18 protein-coding genes are annotated in these 18,852 nt (G+C 60.6%); 16 read left to right on the top strand and 2 right to left on the bottom strand.

The genetic code is table 11. The annotated features are described in order from the left end of the window. Nucleotides 1-83 precede the first annotated feature (83 nt). The 16 genes from BLS57_RS05735 to BLS57_RS05810 all read left to right on the top strand — a co-directional run bounded on the left by BLS57_RS05735 (nucleotide 84) and on the right by BLS57_RS05810 (nucleotide 16,161). Nucleotides 84-266, top strand: coding sequence for a Flp family type IVb pilin (locus BLS57_RS05735; RefSeq protein ID WP_093740045.1), 183 nt, complete (start codon nucleotides 84-86; stop codon nucleotides 264-266). Between the two features lie 123 nt (nucleotides 267-389). Further along, on the top strand, nucleotides 390-572 hold the full coding sequence (locus BLS57_RS05740; RefSeq protein WP_093740047.1) for a hypothetical protein: 183 nt from the start codon (nucleotides 390-392) through the stop codon (nucleotides 570-572). Nucleotides 573-716: 144 nt separating this feature from the next. Continuing rightward, nucleotides 717-1,577: a Flp pilus assembly protein CpaB gene (cpaB, locus tag BLS57_RS05745; RefSeq protein WP_093740049.1), complete on the top strand. Its 861-nt coding sequence runs from the start codon at nucleotides 717-719 to the stop codon at nucleotides 1,575-1,577. Nucleotides 1,578-1,782: 205 nt separating this feature from the next. Continuing rightward, nucleotides 1,783-3,219 carry a type II and III secretion system protein family protein gene (locus BLS57_RS05750; RefSeq protein ID WP_093740051.1) on the top strand — a complete coding sequence of 479 codons (1,437 nt, stop codon included), beginning with the start codon at nucleotides 1,783-1,785 and terminating at the stop codon, nucleotides 3,217-3,219. Nucleotides 3,220-3,232: 13 nt separating this feature from the next. Beyond that, complete coding sequence (locus BLS57_RS05755; RefSeq protein WP_425274332.1) at nucleotides 3,233-3,904, top strand: OmpA family protein; 672 nt, start codon at nucleotides 3,233-3,235, stop codon at nucleotides 3,902-3,904. Between the two features lie 279 nt (nucleotides 3,905-4,183). Further along, complete coding sequence (locus tag BLS57_RS05760) at nucleotides 4,184-5,431, top strand: CpaE/TadZ family protein (protein ID WP_093740055.1); 1,248 nt, start codon at nucleotides 4,184-4,186, stop codon at nucleotides 5,429-5,431. 23 nt (nucleotides 5,432-5,454) lie between these two features. Continuing rightward, the gene (locus BLS57_RS05765; protein WP_093740057.1) at nucleotides 5,455-6,909 is read left to right on the top strand and encodes a TadA family conjugal transfer-associated ATPase; all 1,455 of its coding nucleotides are present in this window, start codon (nucleotides 5,455-5,457) and stop codon (nucleotides 6,907-6,909) included. An 11-nt stretch (nucleotides 6,910-6,920) separates the two neighbouring features. After that, nucleotides 6,921-7,883: a type II secretion system F family protein gene (locus BLS57_RS05770; RefSeq protein ID WP_093740059.1), complete on the top strand. Its 963-nt coding sequence runs from the start codon at nucleotides 6,921-6,923 to the stop codon at nucleotides 7,881-7,883. Between the two features lie 10 nt (nucleotides 7,884-7,893). Further along, nucleotides 7,894-8,865, top strand: coding sequence for a type II secretion system F family protein (locus tag BLS57_RS05775; RefSeq protein ID WP_167356377.1), 972 nt, complete (start codon nucleotides 7,894-7,896; stop codon nucleotides 8,863-8,865). A gap of 5 nt (nucleotides 8,866-8,870) precedes the next feature. Beyond that, nucleotides 8,871-9,470: a tetratricopeptide repeat protein gene (locus BLS57_RS05780; RefSeq protein WP_093740061.1), complete on the top strand. Its 600-nt coding sequence runs from the start codon at nucleotides 8,871-8,873 to the stop codon at nucleotides 9,468-9,470. 29 nt (nucleotides 9,471-9,499) lie between these two features. After that, complete coding sequence (locus tag BLS57_RS05785; protein WP_093740063.1) at nucleotides 9,500-10,351, top strand: tetratricopeptide repeat protein; 852 nt, start codon at nucleotides 9,500-9,502, stop codon at nucleotides 10,349-10,351. 3 nt (nucleotides 10,352-10,354) lie between these two features. Further along, nucleotides 10,355-10,849, top strand: a complete 495-nt coding sequence (locus BLS57_RS05790) for a prepilin peptidase (RefSeq protein WP_093740065.1) — start codon at nucleotides 10,355-10,357, stop codon at nucleotides 10,847-10,849. A 116-nt stretch (nucleotides 10,850-10,965) separates the two neighbouring features. Next, on the top strand, nucleotides 10,966-12,273 hold the full coding sequence (locus BLS57_RS05795) for an ATPase (protein ID WP_093740067.1): 1,308 nt from the start codon (nucleotides 10,966-10,968) through the stop codon (nucleotides 12,271-12,273). A gap of 56 nt (nucleotides 12,274-12,329) precedes the next feature. After that, nucleotides 12,330-14,783: a ligase-associated DNA damage response DEXH box helicase gene (locus BLS57_RS05800; protein ID WP_093740069.1), complete on the top strand. Its 2,454-nt coding sequence runs from the start codon at nucleotides 12,330-12,332 to the stop codon at nucleotides 14,781-14,783. A 287-nt stretch (nucleotides 14,784-15,070) separates the two neighbouring features. Next, complete coding sequence (pdeM, locus tag BLS57_RS05805; protein WP_093740071.1) at nucleotides 15,071-15,742, top strand: ligase-associated DNA damage response endonuclease PdeM; 672 nt, start codon at nucleotides 15,071-15,073, stop codon at nucleotides 15,740-15,742. Beyond that, complete coding sequence (locus BLS57_RS05810; RefSeq protein ID WP_093740073.1) at nucleotides 15,742-16,161, top strand: PaaI family thioesterase; 420 nt, start codon at nucleotides 15,742-15,744, stop codon at nucleotides 16,159-16,161. The genes pdeM and BLS57_RS05810 overlap by 1 nt, the downstream gene beginning before the upstream one ends. Here the strand turns inward: BLS57_RS05810 and folD are convergent. Together folD and BLS57_RS05820 are read right to left on the bottom strand one after the other, a co-directional pair. Further along, on the bottom strand, nucleotides 16,158-17,048 hold the full coding sequence (gene folD / locus BLS57_RS05815; protein WP_093740075.1) for a bifunctional methylenetetrahydrofolate dehydrogenase/methenyltetrahydrofolate cyclohydrolase FolD: 891 nt from the start codon (nucleotides 17,046-17,048) through the stop codon (nucleotides 16,158-16,160). The genes BLS57_RS05810 and folD overlap by 4 nt on opposite strands. A gap of 76 nt (nucleotides 17,049-17,124) precedes the next feature. Beyond that, nucleotides 17,125-18,801: a formate--tetrahydrofolate ligase gene (locus BLS57_RS05820; RefSeq protein ID WP_093740077.1), complete on the bottom strand. Its 1,677-nt coding sequence runs from the start codon at nucleotides 18,799-18,801 to the stop codon at nucleotides 17,125-17,127. Between the last annotated feature and the right edge of the window lie 51 nt (nucleotides 18,802-18,852).

Below are 18,852 nucleotides of genomic sequence, written 5' to 3' on the forward strand. Positions count from 1 at the left end.
CGGACAGCCCAATGTGAGAGAACGGGCCTGACAAGACGGCGAGGTTGAGAACTTAAATCAAATGATCCTTGGAGGGACATGCCATGATGAACTTTATCAAAAACTTCCGCAAAGACGAAGACGGTGCCGTGACAGTTGACTGGGTCGTTCTGACCGCTGCGATTGTCGGCCTTGCCGTTGCTGCTTTCACATCCATCGAAACCAGCGCGACCAACCTGACAACACAGATCACCGGTGACATGGACAGCCAGCTCGACGCCCAGTAATCCGTCGAACCATCGATCTGAGGGGGCCACTTTGTGCCTGGCAGATGCAGGGGCCACTTCCTGTGCCGGGGCGTGGCCCCCTTTGCATTTTTTCGGTGATACGCTCACCGCACGGAGACCCATATGCGTAAGTCTATCACTCATTTTATCTACGCTGAAAACGGTGCTGTCACAGTTGACTGGGTCGTCATCGCTGCAGCAGTTGTCAGTTTGGGGCTCCTAATTTTGGGTACGATCCATGGTTCAGCCGTGGGTATGTTGGACGAGCTAGGTGCCAGTTTGATCGCCAAATACGGCAGCGGCTAATTCACCTGAAGCTGGACGAGCTACTCTTGCTGCCAGCCTTCTCCCGCTTTCGCCCTGATGCCGACCAAGTATCGCCACATTCCGCAGCTATCATGCTGCGGATACACCGGCGGGATCGCCCGCCCCGAGTTATGAGGTAACAATATGCGAGCCGTATTCGGACTGGTCCTTTTGGTAGGTATCGCACTTGCCGGCGGGGCCGTATATCTGGCAAAAGACCAGATTGCACAATATCAGGCAGCCCATGCCCAAGCGCAGGCTGCGCTGGCTAAAGTCGTTCCAACAAAGACAGTCTGGGTAGCCGACAAGCCGTTGAAATACGGTCAGCCGCTCACCCGCGAAGACGTGCGCGAGGTAAAATGGCCTGAGAACGCAATTCCCGAAGGCAGCTTCCTCGCCGAGAGCGACCTCTTCCCCGAGAACGTCCGAGAACAGCGTGTCGTCTTGCGGAATATTGAGAAAGACGAGGCCATCATGGCCGTTAAAGTCACGGAGCCCGGCGAAGATTCGGGACTGACCTCGCGTCTCGCGAAAGGCATGCGCGCCTTTACCATCAAAGTTGATGTCTCTTCGGGTGTTTCGGGCTTCCTGCGCCCCGGTGACAAAGTTGACGTTTACTGGACAGGCCGGATCAACCTGGGCAGCCAGTCGAGCAATGGTGATGTCACTAAGCTCATCGAGTCCGCCGTACCGCTTATCGCCATCGACCAAAGCGCTGATGCGCTGGTAATGGAGGAAGCCTCGATCGCCAAAACCGTGACCGTGGCGGTGAACCCGCAGCAGGTGGCTGCTTTGGCGCAGGCGCAGTCGACCGGTAAACTGTCGCTGTCCCTAGTTGGCGTGAATGACGACACCGTGGCCGAAGCCATCGAGGTCGACCAGCGCTCCCTGCTGGGCATCAAGGCACAAGAGACCATTGCCGAAGTCGCGCAGGAAAAGGTCTGCACCATCCGCACCCGCCGTGGCGCCGAGGTGGTAGAGATCCCGATCCCCTGCACAAACTAACAGGTTTTCAACCGGTTACTCAGAACATTAGAAAGCGCCGCAGCCCTCTGCGGCGTTTTGCATTTTTCCCCTATGTTGCCGATTACCCACATGCGGAATGGTGGCGAAGCGCTTGATTCTTGCAATAAAATTGGAATTGCCGCAGAGTAGCTCAAACGAAGGGCGCAAAGACCCATTCCGAGGCGTGATCAAAAAGGCAGGTCACATGAAAATCGATAGATTTCTGAAAGCAGCCCTATTGGGGCTGACGCTGGGCGCCATGCCATTGGCCATGAGCCTGCCCAATACGGCCCTCGCCGACACGTTACGGGTGGTCAAACGCGGCACGGCTTCCACATTGGACGTCCCCATGAACCGCGCGGTGGTGGTCGAAAGTGACATTCCCTTCGCGGAACTCAGCATTGCCAACCCCGGCATTGCCGATATCTCCTCCCTGTCGGACCGTACGATCTATGTCTTGGGCAAGTCGCCCGGTCTGACCACGCTGACGCTGCTTGATGCCGCGGGCCAGCTGATCACCAACGTCGATGTGCGCGTTGCGGCGGATGTGTCGGAGTTCAAAGAACGCCTGCGCCAGATCCTCCCCGGTGAGCGGATCGAAGTACGTACTGCCAATGACGGTATTGTGCTGTCCGGCGTCGTCTCCTCTACCCAGCGGCTGCAACGTGCGCTGGACCTCGCAGAACGCTACGCGCCCGAGCGGGTCAGCAATCTGATGAGCGTAGGTGGCATTCAGCAGGTGATGATGAAAGTGCGCTTTGCCGAGATGCAGCGCAACGTGTCCAAATCCCTTGGTTCCTCTCTGGCGCTGAACGGGGCCATCGGCGGCACCGGCATCAATGGCGGCACCGGTACGACGAATACGTCGGGCGGCGTTACCAACTCGCTGGGCGGCTCGATCCCTTCGGTTAACCAGAACGCGGGCGCGGTGCTTTTCGGCTTTAACGCAGGCTCAACGCAGGTGGGCATCTTGCTGGAAGCGCTAGAGGAAAAGGGCGTTGTCCGCTTCTTAGCAGAGCCGAACCTCGTGGCGCTTTCTGGACAAGAGGCCAAATTCCTCGCCGGTGGCGAATACCCCGTCCCTGTCGCCCAATCGGGTGACCGTATTTCGATTGAGTTCAAACCCTTCGGCGTCGAGCTGGCCTTTGTGCCGCGCGTCGTGGACAAGGACCTGATCAATCTTGAGATGAACGCCGCTGTGTCGGCGATCGACCCCACCAATAGCATTGCCCTTGGCAACGGGGTGGAAATCTCAGCCTTTACCCGCCGCGAAACTTCGACGACTGTTGAGATGCGCGATGGGGAAAGCTTTGCCATCGCAGGCTTGCTGACGGACGACTTCACCGACAATTCGCGGCAACTGCCTTGGATCGGCGATGTGCCCGTGTTGGGCGCACTGTTCCGCTCTGCGGACTATCAGCGCAGCCAGACGGAACTGGTTATCATCGTCACCGCCCATCTGGTCAGCCCCACGCGGGGCGAGGCTCTGGTCTTGCCGACGGACCGCATCAAACCGCCGAGCGAAAAAGACCTTTTCTTGCATGGTCGCACTGCCAACGACGCCCGCACCCCGCGCAAAGGTGCGGCGGGCGAAGTCGCCAAGCAGGACTTCCAAGGCTCCTACGGCTATGTACTGGATTGATCCGATGACACGTATGACAGCCAAACCGCTCAAAATGATCGCTGGTCTGACCGCATTGGCCGGAATTACCGCCTGCGCGCCGAGCAACGATCCGGTCTATACACAGTTCTACCGCGAAGCGGGCTCCATCGTGGACACCGGCCAGTTTGGCAATGCCACGCTGCACAACCGGCAGGTCATGACGGGCGAAAAGAAGGTCACCTTTGAGATGGCCAATCGTTTCGCCACCGAAGTCCGCTCGACTGTGACCTTTGCCTTCAACTCCGCGCAATTGGATGCCAACGCGCAGGCCATTCTGCAGCAGCAGGCAAATTGGATCCGTCAGTTCCCCGAAATGCGCTTCCGCGTCTACGGCCACACTGATCTGGTCGGCTCGGACGCCTATAACCGCGCGCTTGGTCTTCGTCGTGCGCAGGCGGTTGTGTCCTACCTTAGCACGTTAGGCATCAGCCGCAGCCGCTTAGAAGCCGTTGTTTCCTTTGGCGAAACACAACCGTTGATCGTGACGCAGGGCCGCGAGCGTCGTAACCGGCGCACGGTGACCGAGGTCAGTGGCTTCGCAAAGGGTCAGGGCCAACTGCTCGACGGAAAATATGCGCAGGTCATCTACCGCGAATATATCGCCAGCGCCGTGCCGCCCTCGCAGATCAGCTCAATGACGACCGCGACCGCCGGCGGAGAATAAACCGCCCCACGGCAATTAACGTTTCAAAGACCCCCGCGCCCACCGGCTGCGGGGGTCTTTTGCGTTATGTCCAATGGCGTCCCTGAGCGGGGATCGTTTCAAGATACCCAACAATCGAAGCTTTTTAGCCCCAATCTCGCCCCAGTTGGCTGTGATATTCGCATGAGTAGGACAATTGTGCCCGGTCAACGCACCCGGCACGGGTAAGGCCAGAGATGGAACAGACGACAGAAAGTCGCTCCGACCTGGTTAAACCATTGACGTAAAGGACAAAAGGTCATGAGCAGCAGTATGCCCCAGCCCGAAGCAGCGCCGATTGTCGCCTGTACCATTAGCCGTGATGTACAAAACTTCGATCTCTTGATCGAGGACATGGAATCAACCCTTGGCGAAAGCTGGGGGGATCTGGGCTTTGCCGAAGCACTGGCCTTCTTTGGGCAACCCGAAGCCGAGGCGATGGAGTTCGTCGCGCTGGCGATGGATGAAACCGACGAAGAGAACCTCGTCCTGATGGGTGAAATCATCAGTCAGGCCAAGGCCCGAAATATATCTGTCATCCTTATTGCCGAGGATGTCACCCCCGCCGCTCTGCATTCGCTTTTGCGACAGGGCGCGGATGAGTTTGTCCCCTACCCTCTGCCCGAAGGCGAGCTGGCCCAGGCCATCGCACGTGTCCGCAGCAGCGGCACCGACGCCGCGCCGGAACCGGCGGTGGAAGCGAGCGGGCCGCAGCTGAAGGCCGGTGCACGTAAAGATGGCGCGCTGATTGTGGTACATGGGCTCGCAGGCGGCACGGGCGCCACGACGCTGGCGGTGAACCTGGCATGGGAACTGGCCACGGCTGACAAGAAGAACCCGCCATCGGTCTGCTTGCTGGACCTTGATCTGCAGTATGGCTCGGTCGCCACCTACCTCGACCTGCAACGCCGCGAAGCGGTTTATGAGATGCTGTCGGACACCGAATCGATGGACGAAGAGATCTTTGGCCAAGCGCTACAGACCTTTGACGGGAAGTTGCAGGTGCTGAGTGCGCCGTCGGAAATGCTGCCGCTTGACCTTATCACCAACGAAGATGTCGACCGCATTCTCGACATGGCGCGCAACCAGTTCGACTATGTCATCGTCGATATGCCCTCGACGCTGGTGCAATGGTCCGAAACCGTGCTGACGAACGCCCATGTCTATTTCGCAATGCTGGAGCTCGACATGCGTTCGGCCCAGAACGCTTTGCGCTTTAAGCGCGCCCTGCAATCCGAAGAGCTGCCGGTCGAAAAGCTGCGCTATGTTATGAACCGCGCGCCGAAGTTTACGGACCTGAGCGCCAAGGCCCGCGTCAAGCGCATGGCAGAATCGCTGAGCATCTCCATCGACGTGCAACTGCCCGATGGTGGCAAACCGGTGACCCAGGCCAATGACCATGGCCTGCCGCTGGCGAACTCTTCCCCGAAAAGCCCGCTGCGCCGCGAAATTGCCAAGCTGGCCGGTTCCATTCACGACCTCAAGGGCGATCAGGCCAAAGCAGCCTGAGCCCCTAGCGAAAGAGCGTAACGATGTTTTCCAAGTACAAGAAACCTGCTTCGTCCGCGCCAAAGGCGGCCCCCGCTGCGGCCAAGGTCACGCCGATTGCCGCCGCCGCGCCTGCTGCGGCGCCGATCGAGCCGATCAAGCCCGCCTCCATGCGCCGCGCGCTCAAGCCCGCCGCAGCCGCGCCAGAGGACCGCGAGGTTAAGCGCAAGCAGCGGATGAGCGACATCAAACTGGAACTGCACCGCGCGCTTTTGGACAACCTCAATCTGGCGGCTCTGGAACATGCGTCAGAGGCAGACTTGCGTCAGGAGATCAACGACATCGCGGTCGAGATCCTGTCTGAGAAAAGCATCGTTCTGAACCGCGAAGACCGGATGACGCTGAACTCCGAGCTGTATGACGAGGTCACCGGCCTCGGCCCGCTGGAGACGCTGCTGAAGGATGAAAGCGTCAACGATATTCTGGTCAACGGCCCGCAGCAGATCTTTGTCGAACGTTCGGGCAAGCTGGAACTGACCGACGTTACCTTTAAAGACGAAAAGCACCTCTTGCGGATCATCGACAAGATCGTTTCCGCCGTGGGCCGCCGGGTCGACGAAAGCAACCCATACGTCGACGCCCGCCTGAAAGACGGCTCGCGTTTCAACGCCATGGTGCCGCCCGTGGCCGTGGACGGCTCGCTGGTCTCCATTCGTAAGTTCAAGAAAGACAAGCTGGGCATCGACGATCTGGTGAACTTCGGCGCCTTTACCGAGGAAATGGCCGCTTACCTGCAAGCCGCTGTGGCCACGCGTCTAAACATCATCGTTTCAGGCGGTACCGGCTCGGGCAAGACGACCACGCTCAACGCCCTGTCGTCCTTCATCGACAATGCCGAGCGCATCCTCACCATCGAAGACACCGCCGAACTTCAGCTTCAGCAGACCCATGTGGGCCGGATGGAAAGCCGCCCGCCCAACGTTGAGGGCAAAGGCGAGGTTTCCCCCCGCGACTGTCTGAAAAACGCCCTGCGGATGCGCCCGGACCGGATCATCGTGGGCGAGACCCGCGGCGAGGAAGTCATCGACATGTTGCAGGCCATGAACACCGGCCACGACGGCTCGATGACCACGATCCACGCGAACTCGGCCCGCGATGGCGTGTCGCGTCTGGAGAATATGATCGCCATGGCGGGCATCGAAATGCCGCTCAAGGCTGTGCGCTCGCAAATCTCCTCCGCTGTGAACCTGATCGTGCAGGCCTCGCGCCTGCAGGACGGCTCGCGCCGCATGACCTCGATCACCGAGATCACCGGCATGGAAGGCGAAGTCATCTCGATGCAGGAAATCTTCCGCTACCAGCGCGTGGGCCTGACGCCGGACAACAAGATCATCGGCCATTTCACCGCCACCGGCGTGCGCAGCCACTATGCAGAGCGCTTCCGGATGTGGGGCTATGACCTGCCGTCCTCCATCTATGAACCCATCGCGGCCCAGTAAGGAATAATCCCATGAGTGCCGAACCTATCATTTATGGTCTGATTTTCATCGGCGTGCTGGTGCTGGTCGAAGGCCTGTACCTTGTCGCTTTTGGCAAATCTATCAGCCTCAACAGCCGGGTGAACCGCCGCCTTGAGATGTTGGAAAAAGGCGCGCGCCGCGAAGAGGTGCTCGATAAGCTGCGCAAGGAAATGCAGCAGCATATGAAGGCGCGGTCGATCCCGCTTTATTCTCTGCTTTCCGATAAGGCGCAAAAGGCGGCAATTGCCTTTACCCCCAAACAACTGCTGATGATCATGGCCGGGCTATCGGTCCTGGCCTTCCTCGGCCTGACGATTGGCACAGAGACAAGCGCTCCGGTGCGGATGTTGCTGGCCATAGGCATGGGCGTCGGCGGGGTGTTTTTCTGGGTCTCGCATAAAGCGGGCAAACGCATGGGGATGATCGAAGAGCAGCTGCCCGACGCGGTTGAACTCATGGTGCGCAGCCTGCGTGTAGGGCACCCGTTCTCTAACGCGATCTCTATCGTGTCCAAAGAAATCCAAGACCCGCTGGCCTCCGAGTTTGGCGTCATCGCCGACGAATCCGCCTATGGCCGTGACGTGGGTGAGGCGCTCAAGGACATGGCCGAGCGACTGGATATGCAAGATTTGCGGTTCCTCGCCGTGGCCGTGACCATCCAGCAGCAATCGGGCGGCAACCTGGCCGAAATCCTCGCGGGTCTCGCCAAAGTCATCCGCGCCCGCTTCCGCCTCTTCCGCCGCGTGAAGGCGATCACGGCGGAAGCGAAATGGTCCGGTAAGTTTCTCTCAGCCTTCCCGCTGATTGCGCTTGTGGTGATCAATCTGGGCGATCCGCATTACTATGACGAAGTCCGCGATCACGCCCTTTTCATCCCGGCCTGTTTTGCCGTGGGCATCTTTCTGGCGCTGAACCTTATCGTGATGCGCATTTTGACAAACATCAAAGTCTGAGGGGCCGGAAATGGAATTTCTCAACCAAATTAACAGCCGCGTAAGCGATATGCTGGGGCCTCTGGGTCTGGTAATCATCATCGGTGTGCTGGGCGTTGCCCTCGTGGCGCTGACGCTCATCATGATGCTGCGCCAGCCCGAAGATCCCTTGGCTAAACTGAAACGCGCCAGCAGCGCTCCTGTGGGAGGTGACAGCCGCCAGCAGTTGCGCCAGAGCGACCAGAACGCTCAGCTCCAGAAGTTTGCCAAGTTCCTCGAACCCGAGGACGTGGCCGAGCTTTCCGCCAAGCAGTTGATGCTACGACAGGCGGGGTATCACTCCCGCGATGCGGTGCGGCTGTACTACTTTGCACAGTTCGCGCTTGGCATCATCGGTTTGGTGGGCGGATTGGTTTACATCAACTTCTTGGGTGGCGGCGAAGGCATGTCTACGCAAAAGACCATGATGTACACAATTGGCCCCGGTGCGCTTGGCTACTACCTGCCAAAATATTGGGTGCGGCGCCGTGTGGATGCGCGCAAAGAGGAGATTACCCAGGGCTTTCCCGATGCGCTGGACATGATGCTGGTTTGTGTCGAAGCCGGCCAATCGCTTGACCAATGTATCGTGCGTGTCGCCCGTGAACTGCGCGCTTCCTACCGCGCTTTAAGCGAAGAGTTCGAAATCGTCGCCTATGAGATGAAGGCCGGTAAAGACAAGATTTCGGTGCTTAGTGACATGGGCGAGCGCTGCGGCGTACAAGATGTATCGTCTTTCGTCACCGTGCTGATCCAGTCCGCTGCCTTCGGTACGTCGATCGCCGACGCGCTGCGTGTCTATGCAGAAGAGATGCGCGACAAACGCGTGATGCGTGCCGAGGAAGCGGCAAACAAGTTGCCAACTAAGATGACCCTTGCCACAATGGGTCTTACCGTGCCGCCCCTGCTCATCATTCTGATTGGCCCTTCGGCGCACGGCATCGCTGAGCTTGGTAAAATGTGACCTTCATGAATGATATCTTTCGGCGCGGCAAAGGTCGCGCCGTCCTCTTCGGGCCCCTATCGGCCCTTCTATTGGCCGCCTGTTCACCGGGCGGCTTTTCCGCCTTTGGTAGGGGAGATACGCCAGAAGGCGTCTATGCGCCTGGTGTCGACCAAAAGGCAGAAGCCGTGGATGGCATCGAAGTGGGCCACCGCCTGATGGCCGCCGGTCAATATGAGCTGGCCATCAAGTCCTTCAACCGTGCCGCCTTGGTCCACGGGCTGAACGGCGAGATCCTCTCGGCTCTCGGCAGTGCGAACCTCGGGCTCGGGCGTTTGGGACAGGCCGAGACCCTGCTCCGCCGCGCAGTCAAAGAGGATGAGACGGAGCCGGAAGTCTGGAACAACCTTGGCGTTGTCCTCATGGAAAGCGGCCAGACCGCGGAAGCCGAGCAGATCTTCCGCAAAGCCTATGCCCTCGATAATGGCGAAAGTGACGCAATCCGGGACAATCTGCGCTTGGCACTCGCAAAAACCGAAAATTCTGTTATGACAGAAGTCAATGAAGATAATTACAAATTGGTGCGGCGCGGCAGCGGGGACTACCTGATCCGTCCGACACCATGACTGAGGCAGAGCAGTAAAAGGGACGCAAAATGCGCCATCCAATTCTTCTGGCCGCCTGCATCGCAGGCGTCACCGCTGTTGCAGGCTGCGGTGAAAAAGACGCAAACGCCGCCGTTGAACGCGCCTTTAAGGACGTCAACGTGGTGGACGAAACCAACCTTTCAGATGTTATGCTGACGGTGGCCGACCCGAACGAGGCAGTGAGCTATTTCGCCCGCTCCGCCAAGGAAAGCCCCGATCGCATCGACCACCAGCGTGGCTTGGCGTCATCTCTGGTCCGCGCCAAGCGCAGCACCGAAGCCGTCACTGCTTGGGACAAGGTCACCAAGATGGAAGAGGCCACGCCCGAGGATAGTGTGCAACTGGCCGACGCCTTGATCCGCTCCGGCGATTGGGCTCGGGCTGAGACAGTGCTGAACAGCATTCCGCCGACGCATGAGACATTCGCCCGCTATCGGTTGGAGGCCATGGTGGCCGACAGCAAAGAACAGTGGAAACGCGCGGACAGCTTTTACGAAATCGCTGTGGGCCTGACGACGACGCCCGCCGCTGTGATGAACAACTGGGGCTATTCCAAACTCACCCGTGGCGATTACCCCGAGGCTGAACGGCTGTTTGCCGAGGCGATCCGTCAGGACAACACATTGTTCACCGCCAAGAACAACCTCGTCATGGCCCGCGCGGCACAGCGTGACTACACGCTGCCGGTGATGCCGATGGAGCAATCCGAACGGGCGCAACTGCTGCACACGATGGCGCTTTCGGCGATCAAACGCGGCGATGTGGCGACGGGCAAAGGTCTGCTGCGCGAAGCGATTGACACCCATCCGCAGCATTTCGAGGCCGCCGTGCGCTCCCTGCGTGCGTTGGAAGCTGGCTGACCCATGGCGATTTCCGCCGCAGCGGCCCTGTGGTTCCTGCCCTTCGTGCTGCCGATCTGTCTCTATGTCGCCTTCACCGACATGAAACAGATGCGCATTACCAATCAGGCGGTGGTGCTGCTGGGCGTGTTCTTTTTGATCCTTGGGCTGATCGCACTGCCCTTTGAGAGCTACCTCTGGCGCTTGATGAACCTGATCATCGTGCTGGCTGTGGGCATTGTGCTCAACGCCGTGGGCGCGATGGGGGCCGGAGACGCGAAATTCGCCGCCGCCGCCTCCCCTTATATCGCGCTTGGTGATTTGCGGCTGCTGATGGCACTCTTTATGGCCACCCTACTTGCCGCCGCCGCCACCCACCGTGCGGTGAAATACACGCCGCTGCGCCGCCTCGCGCCGGATTGGCAAAGCTGGCAAGAAAGCAAGAAGTTCCCAATGGGGCTCGCGCTTGGGACAACGCTGGCGCTCTATCTGATCCTGGGGGTGTTCTATGGCAAATAAGCCGCGCTGCCACCTGCCCCGACAGGCCCATCCCGTTACCTCATTCACGCCATATTCAGCGCTTACGCCTACGGACTGAGCCATAAGCCCCCGCCCGTCTTGCAAGGAACCCACCCATGAACGCCCCGACCAGCACCGTTCTTGCCCCCCCGCCGCCCAAACGGTTGGAAGACATGCAACTGCCCATCGTGATGATGCGCGACATTCTGTTGAAAACGATCTTCCGCAAGAACGTCGAAATGGTCAGCGATTTGGCAAAGGCGCTTTGTCTGCCGGTGCAGGTCACACAGGAAATGGTCGATCAAGCCCGCAGCCAGCGTCTGATCGAGGCGACAGGCACACTCAATGCCAACAACGGCAACGAAATGGGCTACCAGCTGACGGATGCGGGCAAGGCACGGGCACTCGATGCCTTGGCGCAGTCGGAATACTTCGGCCCCATGCCGGTGCCGCTGGCAGTCTACCGCGAACAGGTCAAACGCCAGTCGGTCCGCAACCTGCAGATCACCCGCGCCCAACTTACTGGCGCGATGGGCCATCTTGTGCTGCCCGACAGCCTGCTTGACCACCTCGGCCCCGCCGTATCTGCCGGCCGCTCAATCCTGATGTACGGCCCGCCGGGCAACGGGAAGTCGAGCATTTCCAACGGCATCCGCGACGCACTTGGTGACAAGGTCTATGTCCCCCGCGCTATCGAATACGCGGGTCAGGTGATCACCGTCTATGATCCCATCGTGCACTCCGCCGCCGAAGACGAGGTCCAAGACCCCACTTCCCTGCGCCGCGTCACCCGTTTTGACAGCCGCTATGTCTGCTGCGAGCGCCCAACTGTCATTACCGGCGGTGAGTTGACGCTCGACATGCTCGATCTGGTCTATAACCCTACCGCACGGACCTATCAGGCGCCGCTACAGCTCAAGGCCACCGGTGGCATCTTCATCGTCGACGATCTTGGCCGCCAGCAGGAACCACCGCAGAGCATCATCAACCGCTGGATCGTCCCGCTGGAAGAAAGCAAAGACATCCTCGCCCTGCAATCGGGCGAGAAATTCGAAGTGCCCTTCGACACGCTGGTGATCTTCTCCACCAACTTCCACCCGAATGAGATTTTCGACCAAGCCGCCCTGCGCCGGATCTTCTTCAAGATCAAGATCGACGGCCCGAACCAGCAGAACTTCCTCAAAATCTTCGCCATGGTCGCCAAGAAGCGTGGCATGCCGCTGGACGAAGCAACCTTGGTGCATCTGCTTAAGGTCAAATACCCGACCATCGACAACGTCTACGCGAACTATCAACCGATCTTCCTGATCGACCAGATGATCTCGATCTGCGAATTTGAAGGCATCCCCTATCAGATGAGCCCCGAACTGGTCGACCGCGCTTGGGCCAATATGTTCGTCAAAGACGAGGTCATCGTAAAGTAGGCTCTTGCGCCGTTTTGGGGCTGGCCGCTAAAGCCCCTGACGCTACATTGCCCTGCATGCGCGCCCTCCCCCCAAAATTCGCCGATTGGTTCGCCCAAAACGGCTGGTCCCTGCACCCACACCAACAAGACATGCTGGACCGTGCTGACGCGCCCGCTTTGCTGCTCATCGCCCCGACCGGTGGCGGCAAGACCCTTGCAGGTTTCCTGCCCACCCTCGTCGATCTAGCCGTAGAACCGCATGAGGGAATGCACACGCTCTACATTTCGCCGCTCAAGGCATTGGCCGCCGACATCAAGCGCAACCTCACCCGCCCGGTGACCGAAATGGGCCTGCCCATCCGCATCGAAGACCGCACCGGCGATACCTCGCAATCTCGCCGCCGCCGCCAACGCGCCGACCCGCCACATATCCTGCTCACCACGCCCGAGAGCCTCGCGCTGCTGACGTCCTACGACGACGCCGCCCGCACCTTTCGCGGCCTCAAACGCGTGGTGATCGACGAGATCCACGCGCTCGCCGAAAGCAAGCGCGGCGACCAGTTGATGCTGGCGCTGACCCGCTTGCAAGCGCTCTGCCCCGATCTTAAACGTGTCGGTCTTTCGGCCACTGTCGAAGACCCCGCCGCCATCGCCCACCTGATGGCGCGTCACCCCGACCCCTGCGAAGTGCTGCTGGCCGACCCCGGCCCCGCCCCCGACATCCAGATGCTGCGCACCGAAGAAGCCCCGCCCTGGGCCGGTGGCGGCGCGGCCTATGCGATCCCAGCGGTGCTCGAACAGGTACGCCAACACAAGACTACGCTGATCTTTCACAATACCCGCGCACAGGCCGAGATCTTCTTCCACAACCTCTGGCTCGCCAACGAAGACGCCCTGCCCATTGCCATCCACCACGGCAGTCTCGACCGCGCGCAGCGCGAGAATGTGGAAGCCGCCATGGTACGCGGCGACCTGCGCGCCATCGTCTGCACCGGCACACTGGACCTCGGGATCGACTGGGGCGATGTCGACCTGATCATCCAGATCGGTGCGCCGAAAAACGTCAAACGCCTCGTGCAACGCATCGGCCGCGCCAACCACCGCTACAACGCGCCCTCCAAGGCGCTGCTGGTCCCCGCCAACCGTTTCGAAGTGGTCGAATGCTTCGCCGCCCTAGAAGCCGTCCTAGAAGGCGCGCTTGACGGTGATCCCCGCGGCCCCGGCCCGCGTGACGTGCTCTGCCAACATATCCTCATTACCGCCTGTGCGGGCCCCTTCGATGCAGACGATCTCTTCGCGCAAATCCGCTCCGCCGGCGCCTACGCCGCCCTCTCCCGCGCGGCCTTCGACGCTTGCCTCGATTTCTGCGCCACCGGCGGCTACGCCCTGCGCGCCTATGACCGCTGGCAACGCTTGCTGCAACGGCCCGACGGGATGTGGCAACTGCGCGACCCGCGCAGCGCACAGCGCATTCGAATGAACATCGGCACCATTCAAGACACCGACAAACTCAAAGTCCGCATGAAGCGCAACCGCGGCGGCAAACCCTTGGGCGAAATAGAAGAAGGCTTTGCCGCGACCCTGACCAAGGGCGACACCTTCCTGATCGGCGGCCAAATCGTGCGCTACGAGGGCCTGCGCGAAACCACCGTCGAAGTCAGCCGCAACGCCGCGAAAAAGCCCAAAGTGGCCACCTTCGGCGGCACCAAATTCGCCACCTCCACCCAGCTTTCCGCCCGCGTGCAGCAAATGTTCACCCAAGACAGCTGGCCCGAACTGCCCCCCCACACCGCCGAATGGCTGGCCCTGCAACGCGAGGTTAGCCAACTGCCGCAACCGGGAGAACTGCTCATCGAGAGCTTTCCCCATGACGACGCCGAACAGACCGTCTTCTACGGCTTCGCGGGGCGGAACGGGCAACAAACGCTGGGCCTGCTGCTGACCAAACGTATGGAAGACATGGGCCTCCGCCCCCTCGGCTTCGTCGCGACGGACTACGCGACGCTGATCTGGGGATTGGATGCCGTCGACGACCCGGCCCCGCTGCTCGACCCAACCGCATTGCACGACGGCCTGGACAGCTGGCTCGCGGGCAACGCGGTGATGAAACGCACCTTCCGCGCCGCCGCGACCATCGCGGGCCTTATCGAACGCAATACCCCGCAAGCGCGCAAGTCCGGGCGGCAGGCGACCTTCTCCAGTGACATCCTTTACGACACGCTCCTGCGCTACGAGCCGGATCATCTGATGATGGACATCACCCGCGAAGAAGCGCTGCGCGGGCTGGTGGACTTTGGGCGGATCGAAGAAATGCTCACCCGCATCGCTGGCCGCATCGTACACCGCCGCCTGCCCCGCGTTAGCCCCCTCGCCGCGCCGCTATTTCTGGAAATGGGGCGGGTACCCGTCGAAGGCGCGGCACAGGAACGGATGCTCGCCGAAGAGGCCGCGCGCCTCATGGAGGCCTCGGGCCTTGCGCAACTGACGCCCCCACCCTCCAACATACCCCGTCGCCGCGACGGCGGTTGATCACTGGTCGCGCGCGTGGAGCCCCCGTTGCGCAGCGGTATTTGAAAAAGGATGAAGGGGATTAAGTTTTTCTTAACCAACCGGGCACATCCTATCTACGCGGTACAGGCTGCGGAGCCGATGACCGCAAAGGATGAAGGCGCGTCTCGTGTGGGGCAGCAATCCGGTCGCGGGGCGCGCTTTCTACCTTTCATCCTTTCTTAAATACCGCTGCGCTGCCCTGTCCACCTGCATGACGCTGCGGATGGCCCCTTGCCAAATCAGCTGCGATTGCAGATGAACAAAGGATGAACGGATTGGACTTCAATTTGGCTGGCGCGGCGTTGACTGCGCTCGGCTCTGGCGCCCTTTGGTGGCGTGAACATGGCTTGCTATGCGTGAGCGATTTGCACTTGGGCAAGTCCGAGCGGATCGCCCGACGCGGCGGTGCCGCGCTGCCGCCATATGAGACACGCGACACGCTGAACCGGCTCGCCGCCGATCTCGCAGCGACCGAGCCACGGCATGTCGTTTGCCTTGGGGACAGCTTTGACGATCTAGGGGCCGCACAGGCGCTGCCGGATGAGGAGAGGCTTTGGATCCTCCGCTTGCAAGCCGGCCGCCGGTGGGATTGGATTGAGGGCAACCACGATCCGGGCCCCGTGGGGCTGGGCGGCGCGCATTTGGGTGAGCTGCGTCTGGGGCCGCTGACCTTCCGCCATATCGCGGAACCGAGACAGCGGGGCGAGGTGTCGGGACATTACCATCCGAAGGCCTCGGTCAGCGCCCGAGGCCGCAGTCTTTCGCGACCTGCTTTCCTATTTGACAGTGATCGGCTCATCCTGCCAGCCTATGGCACCTATACGGGCGGCCTGCGCAGCCGGTCTGAGACCCTCTGTAACCTTATGCGGGCCGACGCCTGCGCGATTTTGACGGGGCCGCAGCCGGTGGCTATCCCCATGCCGAGGAAGGCCGGGTGATGGGTGATATCGAAAAACGTATTCGCGAGAGCTTTGCCGCGCAGACGATGATGCAGACGCTTGGCGCCGAAGTTGCCGAGGTCGCTGATGGTCTGGTCCGGATTGTGGCGCCCGTTTCGCCGCTGGCGTTACAGCAGCAAGGGTTCGGCCATGCGGGGCTGACATTCTCCATCGGCGATTCCGCAGCGGGTTATGCGGCGCTGACCATGATGCCGCCGGATGTGGATGTCGTCACATCCGAGATCAAGATCAACCTTCTGGCGCCCGCCCGTGGCAACCGTTTGATCGCGACCGGCCGGGTCGTGAAACCCGGACGGCGGCTCTGTGTCGTGACGGCGGAGGTACATGCGGAAGCGGAGGGCGACACCAAACTGATCGCCATCCTGCAGGGCACCATCGTGCCTGTGTCGGCGGCTTAGGCCGTTAGCCCTTCGGGCTCTTCCAGATCGTTGGCGCGGCAACAGGCTGTGACCGTATTTGCCAGCAGACAGGCGATGGTCATGGGGCCAACACCGCCCGGCACGGGCGTGATTGCGCCAGCGTGGTCCTTGGTGCTGTCGAAGTGAACATCCCCGACCAGTTTGGTTTTCTCACCCACTTCGATGCGGTTGATACCTACGTCGATTACGGTGGCGCCCTCTTTGATCCAGTCGCCCGGCACCATCTCAGGACGGCCCACCGCAGCCACGACGATGTCGGCACGGCGCACGACGTCTGGCAGATCGCGGGTGCGGCTGTGGGCCATTGTAACGGTACAGCTATCGCCGAGCAGCAACTGCGCCATCGGCTTGCCGACGATGTTGGAGCGTCCGATCACCACCGCGTCCATTCCTGACAGATCGCCATGGTGGTCGCGCAGCATCATCAGACAGCCAAGCGGCGTGCAGGGCACCATGCTTTTCTGGCCGGTGCCGAGCAGACCGACGTTAGAGATGTGGAAGCCGTCCACATCTTTGGCCGGAGAGACGGCGTTCACGACGCGCTTTTCGTCCATATGTTCGGGCAGTGGCAGTTGGACCAGAATACCGTGGATTTCGGGGTCGTTGTTTAATGTGTCGATCAGTTCGAGCACGGCATCCTGCGCGACATTGGCGGGCAGCTTGTGTTCGACCGAATGCATGCCGACTTCGCGGGTCATCTTGCCCTTGGAGCGGACATAGACCTGACTGGCAGGGTCTTCGCCCACCAGCACCACGGCAAGCCCGGGCGTAATGCCGTGATCCGACTTCAGCCGGGCAACATGGCCTGCCACCTTTTCACGCACCTCGGCCGCAAAGGCCTTTCCGTCGATGATTGTCGCTGCCATATCGGTCCCTTTCGCTGCACATGCCGGGGTGGCCCCCGCCCTTCTTCGCTATGGACGGGGGGCATTGCAAGCCTTGTTAGAACAAGCCTTCGACATCCCCATCGGCATTGAGCTTGATTGCCTCCGCAGAAGGCACACGCGGCAGGCCGGGCATGGTCATGATCTCGCCGCAGATCACCACGACGAAGCCCGCGCCAGCGGAAAGGCGCACTTCGCGGATTGGCACGCCAAAGCCGGTAGGCGCGCCGCGCAGGTCCGGATCGGTTGAGAAGCTGTATTGCGTCTTGGCCATACAGACCGGTAGATCGCCATAGCCTTGTTCTTCCCAGTCCTTGAGCTGGTTGCGCACCTTTTGATCGGCCAGCACTTCGTCGGCGCGGTAGATGAGCTTGGCGATGGTTTCGATTTTCTGAAAGAGCGGCATCTCATCGGCGTAGAGCGGTGCGAAATTGGCGCTGTCGCCATCGGCGATCTCCGCCACCCGTGTGGCGAGATCAGCAGAGCCTTCGGAGCCCAATTCCCAGTGCCGCGACAGGATCGCTTCGGCGCCTTGGGCGGCGACATAATCCTTGACCGTCTGCACCTCGGCGTCCGTGTCGGTGACGAAGTGGTTGATCGCCACGACCACGGGCACGCCGAAGGATTTGACGTTCTCGATATGGCGGCCAAGGTTGGCGCAGCCTTTTTGGACAGCCTCGACGTTCTCCGCCCCCAGATCGGCCTTGGCGACGCCGCCGTTCATCTTCATCGCGCGAACTGTGGCGACTACGACTACGACCGAAGGCGCGAGCCCCGCCTTGCGGCATTTGATGTTCATGAACTTCTCGGCACCCAGATCGGCACCGAAGCCCGCTTCTGTCACCACATAATCCGCGAGCTTCAGCGCGGTTGTGGTGGCGATGACCGAGTTGCAGCCGTGGGCGATATTGGCAAAGGGGCCGCCGTGCACGAAAGCGGGATTGTTCTCAAGCGTCTGAACGAGGTTGGGTTGCATTGCGTCCTTCAGCAGCACGGTCATTGCGCCGTCGGCCTTGATGTCGCGGGCATAGACGGGGCTACGGTCACGGCGGTAAGCGACGATCATCGCGCCAAGGCGTTCTTGCAGATCGGTTAGGTTTTTGGCGAGACAGAGGATCGCCATGACTTCGGAAGCAACTGTGATGTCGAACCCGCTCTCGCGCGGGAAACCGTTTGGCACACCGCCGAGGCTCGCCGTGATCTGGCGCAAGGCGCGGTCGTTCATATCGACCACCCGGCGCCAGACAACGCGGCGGGTGTCGATCTCAAGCTCGTTGCCCCAGTAAATATGGTTGTCGATCATCGCCGCCAGCAGGTTGTGGGCCGAGGTGATCGCGTGAAAATCGCCAGTGAAATGAAGGTTCATCTCTTCCATCGGCACGATCTGCGCATAGCCGCCACCCGCAGCACCGCCCTTCATGCCAAAGTTCGGCCCTAACGAAGCTTCGCGAATACAAACCGCGGCCTTTTTGCCAATGCGGTTCAGCCCATCGCCAAGACCGACGGTGGTGGTCGTCTTGCCCTCGCCCGCGGGGGTGGGGTTGATCGCGGTGACGAGGATCAGCTTGCCGTCGGGGCGGTCTTGCACAGAGTCGATGAAGCTTTGGCTGACCTTCGCCTTGTCATGGCCATAGGGCAGCAGGTCATCGCTGGAGATGCCCAGCTTCTCACCAATTTCTTGGATTGGTCGTTTGGCGGCTTCGCGCGCGATTTGAATGTCGGTCTTAAATGCCATGAGAGTCCCCTGTTGCCGTTGGTGGCGATCTTTATGGTCTAGCAATACAGG

This window comes from Sulfitobacter delicatus (assembly GCF_900102535.1).
Lineage (GTDB): Bacteria > Pseudomonadota > Alphaproteobacteria > Rhodobacterales > Rhodobacteraceae > Sulfitobacter > Sulfitobacter delicatus.